Source organism: Amycolatopsis sp. NPDC045836 (genome assembly GCF_056431745.1).
The window spans coordinates 192,177-209,680 of sequence record NZ_JBWKKF010000009.1 but is presented as its reverse complement, the minus strand read 5'-3'; the positions used below and the strand labels follow the sequence as shown (position 1 = coordinate 209,680).

The following is a 17,504-nucleotide window of genomic DNA, read 5'->3' as shown; positions in this document are numbered from 1 at the left end:
CACCGGGGGGCGGGCCGGGCCGGTCGCCGGGCAGCGGCCGTGCGTCGGGGCGCTCGGGGGCGCGGGCTTCGGCGGGTGAACCGGGCCGCCCGCCGGGGCGATCGGGCCGTCCATCCGGAGCCGGACGCGCGTCGGGGCCGGGGCGCCCGTCCGGTATGGGGCGCCCATCGGGGCCGGTGCGGCTGTCGGGCAGGGGGCGGCCGTCGGGTGCCGGGCGGTTGTCCGGGCCGGGGCGGCCCTGCGGACCGGGGCGTCCATCGGGACCGGGGCGTCCATCGGGACCGGGGCGTCCGTCGGGACCGGGGCGTCCGTCGGGAACGGGGCGTCCGTCGGGAACGGGGCGTCCGTCAGGTCCTGGGCCGGGGCGACCCGGTGGACCTGGGCGGCCGTCGATACCCGGGCGACCGTCGGGTCCCGGGCGTCCGTCCGGCCCCGGGTGGCCATCGCGGTTGGGGCGGCCATCGGGACCCGGACGGCCATCGGGACCCGGGCGACCGTCCGGGCCGGGGCGTCCGTCCGGCCCCGGGTGGCCATCGCGGTTGGGGCGGCCATCGGGACCCGGGCGGTCGCCCGGGAGGGGGCGGCCGTCGGGTGGGGAGACGGGCATGGCGCGGGTGGGGGGCGGGGCCTGCCGCACCGGGACCTGCCGGGTGCGGCCGTCGCCGGGCGCGGGCCGTTGCGCCCTGGCCGGCGGGAGCCGGTCGGGTGGCGGTGGCTGCTGTCGCTCCGGGCGTTCGGGTCGAGGCGGCGTGGCCTGGGGTGGCCGGTCAGACCGCTGTCGCCCGGGTCGCTCCGGTGGCGAACCCGGCTCTCTGTCCAACACGTGCCCAATCCATCGGCGGCCTACGTCAACGATGCCCAGGGTAATGGCCGTGGGGTGTCCGGTTCGAGTTACCGGGACCTCACCGCCACCCGGCCCGCCCTCCGGCCACGCTGCTCCAGCCATCGGGCGAACCGCGACAGAGCGTAGTTGGCCGCGAAGTAGATCACCCCGATAACCACATAAGTCTGGATGAGCAGCTGGTTCTGGTAGTAGCCGATCAGCACCTTCCCGCTGAACAGCAGCTCGGCGTAGCTGACGAAGAAGCCCAGCGACGTGTCCTTCAGCACCCCGCCGGTCTGGCTGACCAGCGACGGCACCACCCGCCGCAGCGCCTGCGGCAGGATGACCAGCCGCATCGACTGGCCGGTGCCCAGCCCGAGCGCGGCCGCCGCCTCCCCCTGCCCGCGGTCCAGCGAGAGGATGCCCGCCCGGAAGATCTCCCCGAACTGCGCCGAACTCGACACCGCCAGCGGCACCACCAGCTTCCACAGCAGCGGCAGGTCCAGGCCGAGGCTCGGCAGCACGAACAGCACCACGTAGATCAGCAGCACGGCCGGGATCACCCGAACCGTCTCCAGGTACGCCCGCGCCAAGCCACTGATGACCACGTTCCGTGACACGCGTGCCACGGCGAGCAGCAACCCGGCCAGCCCGCCGAGCCACGCCGACAACCCCGCCGCGAGCAGCGTCTGACCGAGCGCGGTCAGCAGGTAGCGCCAGTTCGGCCACTGCGTGTACGGCGCCCACTTCTTCCAGTCCAGTTCACCGTTGACGGCGAACTGCCGCACGGCCAGCGCCAGCAGCACCCCGCCGGCCAGCACGCTGACCGCGGTGGCCACGCGGATCCGGCGCCGCGCCCGCGGACCCGGCTCGTCGAACAGCACGTTCACCGGTGGATCACCAGCTTCCGCTCCAGCAGCCGGGTCCCGGTGGTGATCAGCAGCGCGAGCAGCGCGTAGACCACCGCCGCGCCGGAGAAGATCAGGATCGGCTCGGCTTCGACCAGGTTGACCCGGTTGGCCGCGGTGCTCAGCTCGACCAGCCCCGCCCCGGCGGCCAGCGCGGTGTTCATCAGCAGCATCACGGTGAGGTTGCCGAGCGGCTGCACCACCGAGCGCAGCGCCTGCGGCAGCACCACCCACCGCAGCGACTGGCCGAAGCCGAGCCCGAGCGCCCGCGCGGCCTCGGCCTGACCGGCCGCGACGGTGTTGATCCCGGTCCGCAGTGCCTCGGCGTAGTAGGCCGCCGAGTACATCGACACGGCCAGCACCGCGGTGGTGAACAGCTCGAACTGGATCCCGAGCTTCGGCAGGCCGAAGACGAAGAACAGGATCCAGAGCAGCAGCGGCACGTTCTGGAAAACCTCCACGTAGGCCGTGCCGAACAGCCGCAGCGGCCGGACCGGCGAAACCCGGAACGTGACCACGACCAGCGAAATCGCCAGCGCCCCGACGAATGACAGCGTTGTCAGTTCAACGGTGGTCAGCACGCCACCGGCGAAGGTGCCGAAGTTGTCGAGCAGTACGTCCAAGGTCAGGAGCCCGGCACGGAACCGATGGCGGGCGGGACGGGCGCTTCACCGCTCACCACGGTGCCCAGCGAGTCCTTCCACACCTGCTGCCAGAGCCCGGCCTGCTGCAACTGCACCAGCCAGTCGTTGACGAACTTCTTGAACGCGTCGTCGCCGTGCTTGAGGCCGATGCCGTACGGGTCGCTGGTGAACGGCTCGCCGACCACCTGGATCTTGTCGTTCAACCGGGCGGACGCGGCGAGCAGGGTCAGGTCCTGCACGTAGGCCTCACCGCGGTTCTGCTCCAGCGCCTGCACGCACTCCGGGTCGGTGGCGAAGGTGATGATCTCCGCGGTCGGCGCCTGCTCCTTGATCGCCTCGACGGCCGGGGTGTTCGCGCCCGCGATGACCTTCTTGCCGTTGAGGTCGGCGGGCTTCTTGATGTCCGACTTGTCCTTCACCGTGGCGATGGCCTGGCCGGACATCAGGTACGGCCCGGCGAAGGCGACCTTCTCCGCGCGCTGCGGGGTGATCGTGTAGGTCTGGAACACCACGTCGACGGTGCTGTTCTGCAGCAGCGCCTCCCGCGTCTCGGAGCTGGAGTTGACGATCTTCGCGTCCGGCGAGCCGATGATGTACTTCGCCAGCAGCTTGCCCAGGGTGGCGTCGAAGCCCTCGGTCTCCCCGGTGGCCGGGTTCTGCTGGGACAGCAGCGGCGCGTCCAGCGAGCCGCCGACGAGCAGCTGCCCGCGCTGCTTGATCGCGGTGGCGGTCGGGCTGGCGGCGATGGCCTCGGCCGTCGCGACCGGCGCGCGGTCGATGATTCCCTGACCGCTCGAGCCCGGGGCACCCGGCAGCGCGCCGGGTTCGGCCGAGCAGGCGGCTGCCGTGCCCAGGGTGGCGATGACGCAGGTGAGCACGAGCATCCTGCGGGTTCTTGACGCTGCCATGGTCGCGTGGCCCTCACGATTCGTGAAATCGATTCACACTTCGGACAGGAATGGACGGAAGAATGGTCCAGTCCACCCTTGGGCGTCAAGGAGTTACGGTCGGTGAATCACGAACGAACGGTGTTCAGGCCGCCGGTGTCCGATCCTTGCCCCGGATCCGCCGGTAGATGCGGCGCCCGGAGAGCAGCAGCAGCGCCGCGCCTGCCACGATCGTGACGATCAGCGTGATCAAGCCGAACTGGGTCGAGTTCAGCTCCATCCGGGCCGGCGAGCCGAGCGGCGTGCCACCGGGGGTGCTCAGCGAGACGTCCACGCTGAAGTGCCCGGTGCGCAGCGCCTCCGCCTGGATCAGGTGCGGCACCGAACCGCGGGCGGGCAGCGGCCGGTCCGGGATCTGCTCGGGGCGCAGGCCGGTGAAGTTGTCCAGGTTGATCCGCACGGTCACGCCGACCGGCAGCGAGTTCTTCAGCGTCACCGGCAGCGGCGAGGTGTCCGAGGCCAGCGAGATCGACTGGCGCGGGGTCTCCACGGTGACCTGGCCACGCAGCCCGTCGAGCTGGCTGCGGGCGTCGCCGGCGGCGGCCAGCGCCCCCGCGGTGTCGGCCCGCCAGGCGGTGGACGAGGCCCGCATCAGGCCCGCGCGCACCGGCTTGATCAGATCCTCCGGCTCGACCTGGGTGGTCGCGTCACCGGTCAGCGAGCTGCCGAAGTCGGCGGTGTCCTGCTCGGTCTCGTTCAGCGAGTCGATCACCGGCTGCGGCAGCTCGGCGGGCGCGTCCTTGGCCGTGTAGTCCACCTTCGCCGAACCGGTGACCGGCGCGGCCAGCTCCTCCAGCACCGGTTTCGGCGAGACCATGCCGAGGCCCGAGTAGTCGCCGATGGTGCGCAGCAGCAGGGTCAGCTCGTCGACCGGGGCGGTCCACCGGCGCGGCGGGGCCAGCAGCAGCGGCGCCCCGCTGGTGTCGGACTGCGCGCCGGTCTGGAAGGCCAGCACGGCGAGCGCGTTCTGCGCGGCGACGTCCGGGTCGTCGGCCGGGGTCAGGTTGGTCGCCGTGCCGTCGCCCTGGCGGGTCGCCGACATCGAGCGGCTGAGCAGCGGGTCCAGTGCCACCCCGCGCAGGTTGGTGCCCTCGATGCCGGTGGGCCCGGACAGCGGCCGGCCCGAGCTCAGCTGGTCCGCTTCGGCGATGACCGTGGTCACCCTGGCGTCGGCGAGCTTGCCGAGCGTGGCCGGGTCCAGCCCGCCGTTCGGCCACAGCACCCCGGGCAGCGGTTTGACCCCGAGCAGGCGCTCGAACAGCGAGGTGTTGTCCACCGCGGTCCTGGTCAGCGCCGGATCGCCGTTGGTCACCTTGCCGAGCGCGGGCAGGTCGGCGTCGGCGTAGGGCAGCTGCAGCACGCAGGCGTCCGGCAGCAGCTGCCGCAGGCTGCTCAGCCAGCGGGCCGCGGTGTCGTTGCCGCGGCCGGGCACCTGACCGCCGTCGGCGGCCCGCACCAGGTAACCGCCGGTCATCTTCTCGACGGTCTCCAGCAGGTCCGGGTCGATCGCGAAGCACAGCGAGTCGAACAGGCGGGTGTCGCCCTTGACGTTCTTCGCCGCGGTGAGCAGCGCGTCGAGGCGGCCGCCGGGTGCCAGGTCGGTGGCCAGCTGGTCGTCGGAGAGCACCAGCGTGCCGCCGAACGGCGCGGCCACCACCCGCGGGCGGGTGTCCGCGATCGGCCACAGCACGGACAGCTCGGTGGCGCGCTCCGGCCGCGGCGGCGCGCTCTGCCCCGGCACGCCCAGCACCGGCAGCAGCATGCTGAACGCGGCCAGCCTGGCCTGCCCGCCGAACTCCGGCGTGCCGTTCACGTTGACCAGCAGCGGATACACGCCCGGCTTGCTGACCAGCGGTTTCGCGTCCCCGCCGAGCGGCACGGTGATCTGCAGCGGCACCGTCTGCCCTGGCTCGACCACCCGCGCCACGTCGACGTACTTGGTGATCGAGGCGTCGGTCGGCGGCGCTTCGGCCAGCGCTTCGCCGAGCTGGCGGGAGGTGGTCTGGCGCTCGCCGACCTGCAGGCGCACCTGCACGCCGGTGATCCGGCGGTCACCGGTGTTGGTCACCTTGCCCGACACGGTCAGCGTGGCCGAGGTCGACACCAGCAGGCGCGGGTTCATCTCGTCGATGTCCAGGCGGAGCCTGCTCGGTGCGTCGGGCACCGGCTGGGCAGCGCTCACCGGAACACCGATGAACGCCTGTACCACCAGGAGGAACGCGGTCAGCGTGGCCGAGGCCAGCCTTTTCACTCGGGGACTCCCTCTGCGGAGGAGCGGGAAGCTTGTGCTGCGAACAGTTCGCGGGCCTTGCGGACCAGGGTGCGCTCGTCGGCGTAGGCGAGCTTGGCCTCCAGTTCGGCCACCGGGACCCAGGCCACCTCGGTCACCTCGACGTCCTCGTCGGACAGCTCACCGCCCGCCGCTTCGAGCAGGAAGTGGTGCACGGTCTTGTGCACCCGCCGCCGTTCGGCGACGAACCAGTAGTCGATGGTGCCCAGTGGCTGGAGCACGTGCGCGGAAATGCCGGTCTCCTCCTTCACCTCGCGCACCGCCGTCTGCTCGGTGGTCTCACCGTCTTCGATGTGCCCCTTGGGGAGCGACCAGAGCAGTTTCCCGCGCCGGTCGAGCCTGCCGATCAGCACCGCGTGCTCCCGCTCGGCGTCGACCACCAGCCCACCGGCCGAGGTCTCGTCCACCGTGGTCAGCCTCCTGCCGCGGCGGCGCCGGGACCGGCGTCCCGGTTTGGCGCCACCGGAGCGACCGGCCGATCCAGGCATGCTGCGATGCTAGAGCAACAGCGCGCGCCGGTACGCTGGCTTCTCGTGTCCGTGTTGATCTGTGCGTGTAGTAAGTGCACCGTTTTCGTGGTGGGATCCCAGTGAACGAACTCGCCGTCCAGCGGAACGCGGTGATCGAGCTGATGCGGATCTCGCCGGTGGCCGATCAGCTCGCCGCCCGCTTCGCCGCCGCCGGCCACCGCCTGTACCTCGTCGGTGGCAGCGTTCGCGACGCCCTGCTCGGCAGGTTGTCGCCCGACCTCGACTTCACCACCGACGCCCGCCCGGACCAGGTGCTGGCGCTGGTGGCGGGCTGGGCGGACGCGGTGTGGGACGTCGGCATCGCCTTCGGCACGGTCGGCGTGACCAAGGGCGGTGCGCAGCTGGAGATCACCACCTTCCGCGCGGACGCCTACGACCACGTCAGCCGCAATCCCGAGGTCACCTTCGGCGACACCATCGAGGGCGACCTGCTGCGCCGCGACTTCACCTCGAACGCGATGGCCATCGAGCTGCCGTCGAAGACCTTCGTCGACCCGCACGGCGGTCTCGACGCGGTCCGGCTGAAGGTGCTGGACACCCCGGCCACCCCGCAGGAGTCGTTCACCGACGACCCGCTGCGGATGCTGCGGGCCGCGCGGTTCGTCTCCCAGCTCGGCTTCGAACCCGCACCGCGTGTGGTCGACGCGATGACCTCGATGGCGGGTGAGATCCGGCGGATCACCGCCGAGCGGGTGCAGGCCGAGCTGTCCAAGCTGCTCACCGGCGCGCACCCCCGGCTCGGGCTGGAGCTGCTGGTGGACACCGGGCTGGCCGACCACGTGCTGCCCGAGGTGCCCGGCATGCGGCTGGCCATCGACGAGCACCACCAGCACAAGGACGTCTACCAGCACTCGCTGACCGTGCTCGACCAGGCGATCGCGCTGGAGCGCAAGGACGACCCGGACGCCGAGCCGGACCTGGTGCTGCGGCTGGCCGCGCTGCTGCACGACATCGGCAAGCCGGCCACCCGCCGGTTCGAGGACGGCGGCGGGGTCAGCTTCCACCACCACGAGGTGGTCGGCGCGAAGATGGCCCGCAAACGTTTGCGCGAGCTGAAGTACAGCAAGGAGATCGTCGAGCAGGTGTCCCAGCTGGTGTTCCTGCACCTGCGCTTCCACGGCTACGGCAAGGGCGAGTGGACCGATTCGGCGGTGCGCCGGTACGTCACCGACGCCGGTCCCCTGCTGCCGCGGCTGCACAAGCTGGTCCGGGCCGACTGCACCACGCGCAACAAGCGCAAGGCCGCCGCCCTGCAGCGGACCTACGACGACCTGGAAGTCCGGATCGCCCGGATCGCCGCCGCCGAGGACCTCGCCCGCGTGCGCCCGGACCTCGACGGCAACGAGATCATGAAGCTGCTCGGCCTGCCACCGGGCCCGCTGGTCGGCAAGGCGTGGAAGTTCCTCAAGGAGCTGCGCCTCGACCGGGGTCCGCTGGAGCACGACGAGGCGGTGGCCGAACTCCGCCGCTGGGCGGCCGAACAGGGTATCGACCCACCGGAAGCACCGTCAGCCGGCTGACTAGAACATTCGGCCGATCTTCTCCAGCTGTTGATCCGAATGCCGATCGGATGAACGATACTCACTTCCCCACCCAGGTGAGATGGAGAGACATGCGCCGCCAGGGACCGCCCCAGCAGGCCAGCTTCCTCGTCACCCTGCTCCGGCGGGGTGCGCCGGCGATCGCCACGGCCAGCAGCGAGCTGTCCGACGGGGTCGCGGATCCGACGCCGGTGCGCGCGCTGCGCCGGATCTCGGCGATGGCCGCGCCGGTGGATCCGCGGGCCAGCGACGGCCTGCTGCTGCGGGCGGGTCGCTATGTCGCTTTCGTGCCGATGGTCTACCGGCTGATCGCGGTGCCGGGGGCGCTGGTCGCCTTCCTCGGTGCCCACGGCAGCGCCGGCGCGGCACCGGTGACCACCGTGGCGGTGCTGTCGGTGCTGCTCAACGTCTACGGCGTGCGCTGGATGCTGCGGTCGGCGCCGTTCCGCAGTGATCGCGCGGCGGTGCTGCTGACCGTCGACGCCGTGTTCACCGCGCTGGCGAACCTGGCGGTCGCCGCACTGGTGCCGCCGGAGGTCTACCCCGACGCCATCGGCGTGCCCGGCAAGCACCTGCTCGGCACGGTCGCGTTGTTCACCCTCGCCCTCGGCCTGCCCTACGGCATCGGGTTCCTGCTCGGCAGCATTCCGCTGAACCTGCTGATGAGCTGGGCGAACACCGGCTCGGTCCACGTCGGGAGCGCCTTCTCCGGGCTGGGCACGCTGGCCGGGGTGCTGCTCACCGCCTCCGGCGCGCTGGTGCTGATCGGCCTCGGCACCCGCCTCGCGCTGGCGTACGGCATCCGCAACGGCCGCCAAGCCGAACGCGCGCGCCAGCACCGGTTGATGCACGACACCGTGCTCCAGACGCTCGAGGCGCTGGCGTTGCCCGGCGAGGGCACCGCCGAGGAGCAGCTCGCCGAGGTGCGCCGGATGGCCCGCGCGGAAGCGGTCGAGGTGCGCAAGTACATCGAAGCGGCCGACAGCGAAGGCGCCCGCCCACTGGGCGAGAAGCTCGCCTCGCTCGCCGCGGAAATGGCCCGCGACGGGCTCCGGGCGCAGGTGGTGATCGCCGAACTGGACGAGGACACGCTCTCCGAGGTGCGCCAGATCGCCATCCGGGACGCCGTGCGCGAGGCCATGCGCAACACGATGAAGCACTCCGGCACGGACAAGGTGCTGGTGCGGGTGGAGGAACGCGACGGCGGCATCGCGGTGATCACCCGCGACCACGGCACCGGCTTCAGCTCGGACACCCGCCCGCCGGGCTTCGGCATCAGCGAGTCGATCACCGCGCGGCTGGCCGAGGTCGGCGGCAAGGCGACGGTCGAATCCACCCCGGGCAACGGCACCCGCGTGACATTGTGGGTGCCGTGTTGATCTTCGAAACCCTGGTCGCCTGCCTGACCGCACTGCGGGACGAGGACCGGCCGAAGGCCGCCGTGCTGGCCGGGCAGGCCGCGGGAGCCGGCTCGCGCCTCGGCGGGGAACTGGCCCGCCACCTCGATTCGGCCACCGGCCACGACGTCTACGACCAGCCCGCCGCGTTCACCGAGTTCATCCGCGGCGGCGGCAACGTGCACCTGTACGACCAGCTCGCGCGGCGGCTCGCCGAGCTGTACGACGACCGCCGCCCGGACTCGCTGCTCGACCTCGGCTGCGGGGACGGGCTCGCCGTGGTGCCCGCACTCGACCGGGCGGCGCACCGGCCGTCGCGGATCGACCTGGTGGAGCCGTCGGCCGCGTTGCTGGACACCGCCCGCCAGCGGGTCGCCGGGGCACACGCCGCGCAGGCCACCGCGCAGGAGTTCCTGGCGAACACCGACTCGTCCTGGGACCTCGTGCAGTCGACCTTCGCCATGCAGTCGCTGGAGCCGGACGACCGGCTGGAGGTGTTCCGCGTGCTGCGCGGGCGCACCGGCGAACTGGTGCTCGCCGAGTTCGACGTCCCGGAGGTGGCAGAGCACAGTCCGGAACACCTGGCTTCGCTGGTCACGCGGTACGAGCGGGGCGTGGCCGAGTACGACGGCGACCTGGTCGCGCCGGGCTTCCTGATGCCGATGCTGCTCGGCCTGGTCTCCCCCGGCGGTGGCCGCACCAACTGGGAGCAGCCCGCCGGCGGCTGGGTGGAGCAGCTGGCCGAGGCCGGGTTCAGCGAGGTCGGCGTGACCCCGCTGGCCGACTACTGGTGGTCGCCCGCGGTGCTGGTGCACGCCCGCTGAGCCGAAATCACGCGCTGACCTTCTCCATCGCGCCCGTTTCCACGTGCTGGCCCAGCGGCCGCGGCAGCAGGTACGCGACCGCGCCGCCGGGCAGGGCGCCCCACGGCACGGTGATGCCGGTGAGCACGCGCAGCGGGCGGTGCAGCACGTAGGTGTGCTGCTCGCGTTCGCGGTCGAAGGCGAGCGAGGTCTCCGGGAACCGCACGTGCTCCGGGTGCACCAGGTTGCCGCCCTCGCCGCCCCAGCGTCGCACCACGGTGCCCGCGGGCAGCACGATCAACCGCTTGGCGCGGAAGAAGTTCAGCGGCGGCTCGCCCCGCAGGGGCAGGATCGGCCAGTCCGTCGGGTGCCCGGCCTCGGCCTCCTCGGGCTCGCGCGCCAGCGCCGGGTACAGCACCATCGTGCCGATCAGGTGCCGCGCCGCGTCCTGGACGTGGTCGAACGGCACCGGGTCCACCGGCTCGCCCCCGGCGAACCGCGCCACCTCCCACCGGCCGCCGATCCGGCGGAGGCACCAGGCACCGTCGGCGGGCTCGCCGATGCGGTAGCTCGACGGCGCCACGCCCAGTTCGGCCAGCCTGCGGTGCAGCACGTCGAGCACTTCGGCGGCCCGCAGCTTCGGCAGGGCGTCGTCGTCGCGCTCGCCGCGGGCGTGCCGGTCCGGGCCCGGCAGGTCGTCTGCGGACTGCGGTGGGTACGGCTTGCCCAGCACCTCGGCTTCGGCGGTGTGCCGCAGCTTGTCCGGCACGTACGGCGGGCGGTGCAGGTTCGCCCGGATGTGGTCGACCAGCTCGGGCTCCGGCGGTACCCCGTACTTGCGCAGGTAGTGCGGTACGGCGGCGGGCCAGATCCAGGTGCCGTCGGTGTGGAAGGCGTCCGGCACGTCCGGCCTGCCGTGCGGGGAGAACAGGTCGGGCAGCGCCACCGGGCGGCCCGAGGCCACCGGCGACCGGTACAGGTAGTCGAGCACCCGGCGCACCTCGTCCGGTGGCAGCGGCGGCCGGTTCACCACCGGCTTCTCGCCCTCGGTGTGGCTGTCCACCACCTTCGCGTGCCGGAAGGTGACGTCCAGCGGCAGGCCCGCCTTCGCGGCGAGCCAGTCCGGCACGTGCTTGCGGTCGCGCGGGTACCGCTCCAGCTCGGCTTCGTAGGCCCGCGCGGTCGGCCGCCCGCCCTCACCCGGGGCCAGGCGCCAGTGCGGTTCGGCGTCCACGTCGAAGTCGAAGTCGAAGTTCGAGCCGGCGTCCAGCGTGAAGGTGCCCTCGAACCAGGTGCCGGTGGACGGCTCGTACATGGCCGTGCGCAACTGGCTGAACAACTGGCCCAGCTGCGCCGGTGGCGACAGCGAGACGACCAGGTCACCGGCGACCGCGCGGACCTCCAGCTCGGCGTAGCCGCCGACCTGCCGCAACTGGGCACCGACCCGTTCCCAGCCTTCCGGCAGCACCTTCAGCATGGTGCGGCCGATGGCACGCAGCAGCGCGTTCGGATCACCGGAACCGCGTTCCGGCGGCGGCGTGCCGGCCGGGAGGAAATCGTGCCGCTCCTGCCAGAGCGCTTCGATCTCCTCCGGCTCGGCGGTGGTGGTGAAGTCGACCAGGCCGAGTTCGCGGGCGCGGACCTCGTCCTGCCCGGTCCACCGCAGCGTCAGCGCTTCGCCGTTCTGCGGGGCGACGCGGTAGATCTCGTCGGCGAACAGGCAGTGCGTCTGCACGCTGAAGGTGCTCGCGGCCTCGGCCTCCGGCACCACCCTCGCCGGGCTGCCGTTCCACTCGGTGTCGAAGTCGGCGGGCGCTTCCTCCCCCGGAAGCGCCACCAGCAGCACGGTGCCGTCGGCGGTCGAGCGCTGGGCGCGGAACACCCCGCCCCGCCAGGCCGCGTAGAGCGAATCCGGTCGCTCAGCCGCGTCTATCCGGTAGCGCACGTCTCTCCCCCTTGTTCGTCACCGTGTCCCCTCGGTGAGATCCGAGTCAAATCTAGTCGCCCGGCCGATCCGTGTTCCACGTGGAACCATGATCAGGAGTTCGGGTACTTCCGCTCCCAGAGCGAGTGCGACGGCGGCTCGGGACCGAACTCGGCGAGCGCGTCGGCGGTGAGTTCCTCGATCGCGTCCCGCAGTTCCAGGTGCCCCAGCCAGCTCTGGCGCAGGGCGCCGGGGCCGTACATCGCGCCGGCGATGTTGCCGCAGATGGCACCGGTCGAATCGCTGTCCCCGCTGTGGTTGACCGCGGCCAGCAGCGCTTCGGCCAGGCTCTCGGTGGTGAGGGCGACGTAGACGGCGATCGCCAGCGCGCTCTCGCCGATCCAGCCGCCGCCGTCGATGGTGGCGATCTTCTCCGGCGTCGGCGGGCCCTGCCCGGCCAGTTGCACGGCGAACCGCAGCGCGGCCGTGGTTTCCTCGTGGTCCGGACGGCGGGACAACTGCCGGAAGGCCTCCTCGATCGCGTCCGGCAAGCCGCCGCCGTCGATCAGGTGGCGCACGATCACCGACAGCGCGCCAGCCGACAGGAAGCCGGTGGGATGGCTGTGGGTCAGCGCGGCGCACATCGCACCCACGCTGAACACCGCGTTCGCGTCGCCGGGCCACAGCGCGGCCGGAGCCGTCCGCATCACCCCGCCGCAGCCCTTCGAGGTGTTGAGCCGGTGGGTGAACGTGCCCATCCGCCCGTTGTTGCCGTACGACATCAACGCGGTCAGGCAGGTCTTGCCGGGAGCGCGGCGGCTGAACAACTCGCGGTGCGAAACCAGCCACCCGTCCGGTTCGCGGCTGGGGTCGTGCGGACCGCGGCAGTCCTCCCACGCCAGGTCCTGCGTGTGCAGCCAGCGCTGGTAGGCGCTCTGCACGAAGTGCTCCAGGCCGGTCCGCCCGCCGCGGCGCAGGTGCGCGTGCCCGCGGATGAGCCCTTCGAGGGTGAACAGGGTCATCTGGGTGTCGTCGGTGATCCGGCCGAGGCTGCCGAACGCGGGCACCAGGTCGGTGATGCCGTCGGGACCACGCAGCTCGCGGATGACGTCGATCGGCTCGAACTCGTCGGCCGCCCCCAGCGCGTCCCCGACGGCACCGGCCAGGATGCTGCCGCGGAACCGGTCGTCCCGGTTCAGCGACGGGGCCGCGTGGACTGTGTGGGGCACGGCCGGGCGCAGGCCAGTCGGGTACCGCTGCCCCCACTCGGGCGGTTCGGGGCCGAATTCGGCGAGGGCGTCGGCGATCAGGCTTTCGATGACGTCCCGGAGTTCCAGCTGCGCCAGCCAGTTCGCGCGGATCGCGTCCGGGCCGTACATCGCGCCGGCGATGTTGCCGCAGATGGCACCGGTCGAATCGCTGTCGCCGTCGTGGTTGACCGCGGCCAGCAGCGCTTCGTCCAGGCTCTCGGTGGCGAGGGCGACGTAGACGGCGATCGCCAGCGCGCTCTCGCCGATCCAGCCGCCGCCGTCGATGGCGGCGATCTTCTCCGGCGTCACCGGCCCCTGGTGCGAGAGCTTGATCGCCACGTCGAGCGCGGCGAGCGTTTCTTGGTCGCCGGTGCGCTCGAGGTGCTCGATCGCCAGGTCCACCGCATCCGGCAGCGAACCGCCGTCGAGCAGGTGGGCCACGATCACCGCCAGCGCACCGGCCGAGTGGTACCCGGCCGGATGGCTGTGCGTGAGCATCGCGCTGAACACGCCGGTCTCGAACACGTCCGGCCACAGCGCCGCCGGGGCCGCGCGCATCACGCCACCGCAGCCCTTCGAGTCGTTCAGCCGGTGGGTGAGCGTGCCCATCCGGCCGGTGGCGCCGAACTCCTTCAGCGCGTGGTAGCAGGTGGCGCCCGGGGCACGGCGGTCGAACAGGTCCCGGTTGGTGATCAGCCAGCCGTCCGGGGCGTTCGACCGGTTCTCCGGCCCGCGGGCCTCGTGCCACGAGACGCCCTGCGTGTGCAGCCAGCGCTGGTAGGCGTCCTGCAGGAAGTGCTCGCGGCCGCGGTGACCACCGGCGCGCTGGTGCGCGTGCGCCCGGATGAGCCCTTCGAGGGTGAACAGGGTCATCTGGGTGTCGTCGGTGATCCGGCCGAGGCCGCCGAACGCGGGCACCAGGTCGGTGATGCCGTCGGGACCGTGCAACTGCCGGATGCGTTCCATCGGGTCGAACTCGCGGGCCGCCCCCAGTGCGTCGCCGACGGCACCGGCGAGGATGCAGCCGCGGAACCGTTCCGCCCTGGTCAACGCGGGGGGCGGCACCGTCTCGGTTTCCAGCGCGGCGAGCAGCGAGGTCCGCGCGCGGTGTTCCTGCGGCTCGGCCGGACCCGAGGCGGGTGCTTCGCGGGCCGGGATCGACGGCGGGTACCGGTCGCCCCAGTCGGGCGGTTCGGGGCCGAACTCGGCGAGGGCGTCGTCGGCGATGCGCTCGATGACGTCACGCAGTTCCAGCTGGTCGAGCCAGTTCGGCCGCAGTTGCTCCGGGCCGTACAACGCGCCGACCAGGTTGCCGCAGACGGAAGCCGTGGAGTCGCTGTCCCCGCCGTGGTTCGCCGCGACGAGCAGGGCGTCGTTCGGGTTGTCGGTGACCAGTGCGGCGTAGAGCGCGATGGACAACGCCGTCTCGCCGACCCCGCCACCGCCGAGCGTCGCGGTTTTCTCCGGCGTCGGTGCCCCGCGCCCGGCCAGCGCGATCGCCGCGTCGATGGCGGCGGAGGTCTCCTCGTGCCCGTTCCGGCGGACGAGCAGTTCCCGCGCGGTGGCCAGCGCGGCCTCCAGGCTCGCGCCCCGGACCAGCTGGTGCACCATCGCCGCGAAGGTGCCGGCGGGGAGGTACCCGCTGGGGTGGCTGTGGGTCAGCGCCGCGCTCATCGCGCCGATTTCGAAGGCGTCGGCCGGATCGTCCGACCAGATGGCCGCCGGAGCCGCGCGCATCACGCCACCGCAGCCCTTCGACTCGTTGATCGGCTGCTCGAAGGTGCCCATCGGCACGCCGGAGCCGTAGCCCTTCAACGCGAAGAAGCAGGTCTGCCCCGGTGCGCGGCGGTGGTGCAGCGGTTCGTTGGTGATCAGCCAGCCGTCCGGCCGGTCGCCGTCCTCCCGCGGTCCCCGCGCCTTGTCCCACGGCACGCCCTGCGTGTGCAACCAGCGCTGGTAGGCCAGCTGCAGGCCGTAGCGGAGATCGGTGCCGCCGGTCCGGCGCTGCTCGGCGTGCGCGCGGATCAGCGCTTCCAGGGTGAACAGCGTCATCTGGGTGTCGTCGGTGATCAGCCCGATGCCGTCGTAGGCCGGGATGAAGTCGAGGATGCCGTCCGGTCCGGTCATCGCGCGCACGCGGTCCATGGACTTCGACTCGATCGGGGCGCCGAGCGCGTCGCCGCAGGCCCCGGCGAGCAGGCTGCCGCGCCAGCGCCGCGGGTCCACCCCGGTCGATTCGCGGGGAGCCCAGTCAGCCACCGGGTTCGGCGTCAGGAAGCGGCGTCCGGCGGCGTCGGTGCCGACAAAAAGCTCCACCCGCTCCACCCGGACCGCGTCCGGCGTGCCCCCGGCCGCCCGCTGACGGCGCACCAGGCGCGCCAGCACCGACAGTTCGTCGTCGCTGAGCCAGTCGTCCATGCGTCACCCCCGCGGATACCGGGCTTCCCACGCCTCCTGCTCGGACGGCTCGCGGGCCACGCCGAAGCGGTGGAAGTGGTAGAAGGCGTCCCCGGCGACGTTGTCGACCAGGCCCAGCTGCGGCAGCCGCGCCACCCAGTCCTGCGGCAGCCCCGGAATGCCGCGCTGCGCGCCGACCAGCGCGCCGGTCAGCGCGGCGGTGACCACCGAGCTGCCGGACTGGTGCGCCGCCAGCAGGATCGCCGCCCCCGGGTCGTCCCCGTGCTTTGCCGCGGCGAACAGGGCACGCAGCAGCACCGACCGCGGCGAACGGCCGTCGCCGAGCTGCTCGATCTGCTCGGCCGGGTCCCCGTTCCAGTCGTCCCGCAGTTCGAGGACCCGGGTGAGGTCCGCCCGCAGCGGATCGTCCGCGGCCAGCGACTGCCGGACCGAAGCCAGGTGGTTGTAGGTCGGCATGGCCATCTGGTCGGGCAGCCCGTCGGCCGGGCTCAGCAGCCCCCACAGCACGCGGACCAGCAGGTCCGCGCCCTCGGTGACGTCCGGGCCGGCGGCCGCGCCGATCAGCTCGTGTGCGATGGCCTGCGAGTACGCCACGTCGATGCCGTCGACCGGGGTGCCGCCCGCGACCGTCGCCGCCAGCGCGGGAGCGAGCAACGCGGAGAACTCGGCCGGTGCCGGGCCGGTGCCCGCGGTCGCCTCGTTCAGCCAGCCCTCCGGCCTGCCGACGCGCGGCAGCGACGCCGGGACCTCGGCGGTGTCGTTCACCGGCGGCAGGCCGCGGATCACCGCCTCGGTCTGGAACAGCAGCTGCCGGGTGAGCCCGCCGCGCTCCAGCGGCCCGCCGGTCCAGCGGCCGTGCTGCTCGGCCTGCGAGCCGATCGAATCACCGAGCGCGAAGCCGACGTAGGCGCCCGCGACCCGGTTCCAGCGGAAGTTGCTGCCCTGCTCGGTGGAGATCCGGCGGAAGAACTTGCCGAAGTGCCACGGCTGCGGCGACGGCGTGCCGTCGGTCCGGCGGTGCTCGACGAAACCGGCCGCCCACAGGTCGTCCGGCCAGCTCACCGTCGCGCCGGTGACCGGGGCACGCAGGTTGCGGAACCACAGCGCGTACGCCCGCGCGTACTGCAGGCACTCCCGTTCGGTGAGCACGTAGCCGAACTGCCTGGCCTGCTCGGCGACGAACGGCAGGTGCCCGGTCAGGTACCGCGGCGGATCGATGCCGAACTCGGTGACCAGCGCGTCCACCGCCTCGACCACGGGTGCGCTGTACTCGGCGGGCGCCCCGGGCACCGGCTCCGGCCCCAGGTCGTCGCCGAGGTCCGGCAGCACGTGGTTGCGCACCTCCTCGAAGCTGTACGTGCCCAAGTCGAGGTAGACCGAGCCGCCGCCGTTCTGCTCCTGGAAGAACCGGCGGAGCGTTTTGCGGGTCCACGCCCGCACCGAACCGGGCACGCGGGCCGGTGAGGTGTACACCTTGTTGTCATCGACGTCGAGCACTTCGCACTCGGTGAGGTACCGGAAGTAGGTCCGGTCGTCGATCCAGCCCACCGACCGGTACTGCCACAGCTTTTCGGCGTCGGTCAACGGCAGCGGGTAGCCCATCTTCAGCGGCCCATGGACGTACGCCGGGTTCGGCTTCGTCGCGCCGTCGGCGGATTCCCAGCGCACGATCGCCTTCTCCGGCGGTGCCAGGTTCGGGAACGCGGCCCGGTCGAAGTCGGAGTCCACCACCGCGGGCCAGGTGTCGTCGCTCTCCGCGGCCACCGGTCGCGGCGGGTTCGGCACGGCCATCGCGGCGGCCAGGTGCCGGGGTTCCCCGCCGTCGTCGGGCACGAACAACACCGGCGTCGGGAACAGGCCCTTGCCGATGTCCGTGCCGTCGAGGAAGGCGGCCGCGTTGTACGGCACCTGCCAGCCGTCGCCGTGGCGGGCGACGTACTCGGTGCGCACCCGCAGCGCGTCGCCGCCGGGCCGCCCGCGCAGCCACTGCTCGACGCGGCCGATCGCCTGCTCTTGGGTCATTCCGTTG

The 17,504-nt window shown here is 72.4% G+C and carries 11 protein-coding genes; 3 read left to right on the top strand and 8 right to left on the bottom strand.

The annotated features are described in order from the left end of the window. Window positions 1–891 precede the first annotated feature (891 nt). From AC07EG_RS19590 to AC07EG_RS19570, 5 genes are all read right to left on the bottom strand, one after another. Entirely contained in the window at window positions 892–1,713 is an 822-nt protein-coding gene (locus AC07EG_RS19590; RefSeq protein WP_478254539.1) for an amino acid ABC transporter permease, read from the bottom strand. After that, on the bottom strand, window positions 1,710–2,354 hold the full coding sequence (locus AC07EG_RS19585; RefSeq protein WP_478254538.1) for an amino acid ABC transporter permease: 645 nt from the start codon (window positions 2,352–2,354) through the stop codon (window positions 1,710–1,712). Before AC07EG_RS19585 ends, AC07EG_RS19590 begins: the two co-directional genes overlap by 4 nt. A 2-nt stretch (window positions 2,355–2,356) precedes the next feature. Further along, a complete protein-coding gene (locus AC07EG_RS19580; protein WP_478254537.1) occupies window positions 2,357–3,259 on the bottom strand; it encodes a glutamate ABC transporter substrate-binding protein in 903 nt (300 codons plus the stop codon). Window positions 3,260–3,407: 148 nt separating this feature from the next. Next, window positions 3,408–5,573 carry a DUF6049 family protein gene (locus AC07EG_RS19575; protein ID WP_478254536.1) on the bottom strand — a complete coding sequence of 722 codons (2,166 nt, stop codon included), beginning with the start codon at window positions 5,571–5,573 and terminating at the stop codon, window positions 3,408–3,410. Then, entirely contained in the window at window positions 5,570–6,100 is a 531-nt protein-coding gene (locus tag AC07EG_RS19570; protein WP_478254535.1) for an NUDIX hydrolase, read from the bottom strand. Before AC07EG_RS19570 ends, AC07EG_RS19575 begins: the two co-directional genes overlap by 4 nt. 101 nt (window positions 6,101–6,201) lie before the next feature. Here AC07EG_RS19570 and AC07EG_RS19565 point away from each other — a divergent pair, with 101 nt between their 5' ends. The 3 genes from AC07EG_RS19565 (at window position 6,202) to AC07EG_RS19555 (ending at window position 9,904) form a co-directional block, all read left to right on the top strand. Then, the gene (locus tag AC07EG_RS19565) at window positions 6,202–7,662 is read left to right on the top strand and encodes a CCA tRNA nucleotidyltransferase (RefSeq protein WP_478254534.1); all 1,461 of its coding nucleotides are present in this window, start codon (window positions 6,202–6,204) and stop codon (window positions 7,660–7,662) included. A 92-nt stretch (window positions 7,663–7,754) separates the two neighbouring features. Continuing rightward, on the top strand, window positions 7,755–9,062 hold the full coding sequence (locus AC07EG_RS19560) for a sensor histidine kinase (RefSeq protein WP_478254533.1): 1,308 nt from the start codon (window positions 7,755–7,757) through the stop codon (window positions 9,060–9,062). After that, on the top strand, window positions 9,056–9,904 hold the full coding sequence (locus AC07EG_RS19555) for a class I SAM-dependent methyltransferase (protein WP_478254532.1): 849 nt from the start codon (window positions 9,056–9,058) through the stop codon (window positions 9,902–9,904). The genes AC07EG_RS19560 and AC07EG_RS19555 overlap by 7 nt, the downstream gene beginning before the upstream one ends. 7 nt (window positions 9,905–9,911) lie before the next feature. On the opposite strand, the gene AC07EG_RS19550 is transcribed toward AC07EG_RS19555, so the two are convergent. From AC07EG_RS19550 to AC07EG_RS19540, 3 genes are all read right to left on the bottom strand, one after another. After that, on the bottom strand, window positions 9,912–11,828 hold the full coding sequence (locus tag AC07EG_RS19550) for a TNT domain-containing protein (protein WP_478254531.1): 1,917 nt from the start codon (window positions 11,826–11,828) through the stop codon (window positions 9,912–9,914). A 92-nt stretch (window positions 11,829–11,920) separates the two neighbouring features. Further along, window positions 11,921–15,475 (bottom strand): ADP-ribosylglycohydrolase family protein, encoded by a 3,555-nt coding sequence (locus tag AC07EG_RS19545; RefSeq protein ID WP_478254530.1) that lies wholly within the window; start codon window positions 15,473–15,475, stop codon window positions 11,921–11,923. Between the two features lie 3 nt (window positions 15,476–15,478). Next, complete coding sequence (locus AC07EG_RS19540) at window positions 15,479–17,497, bottom strand: YrhB domain-containing protein (RefSeq protein WP_478254529.1); 2,019 nt, start codon at window positions 17,495–17,497, stop codon at window positions 15,479–15,481. Window positions 17,498–17,504: the final 7 nt, after the last annotated feature.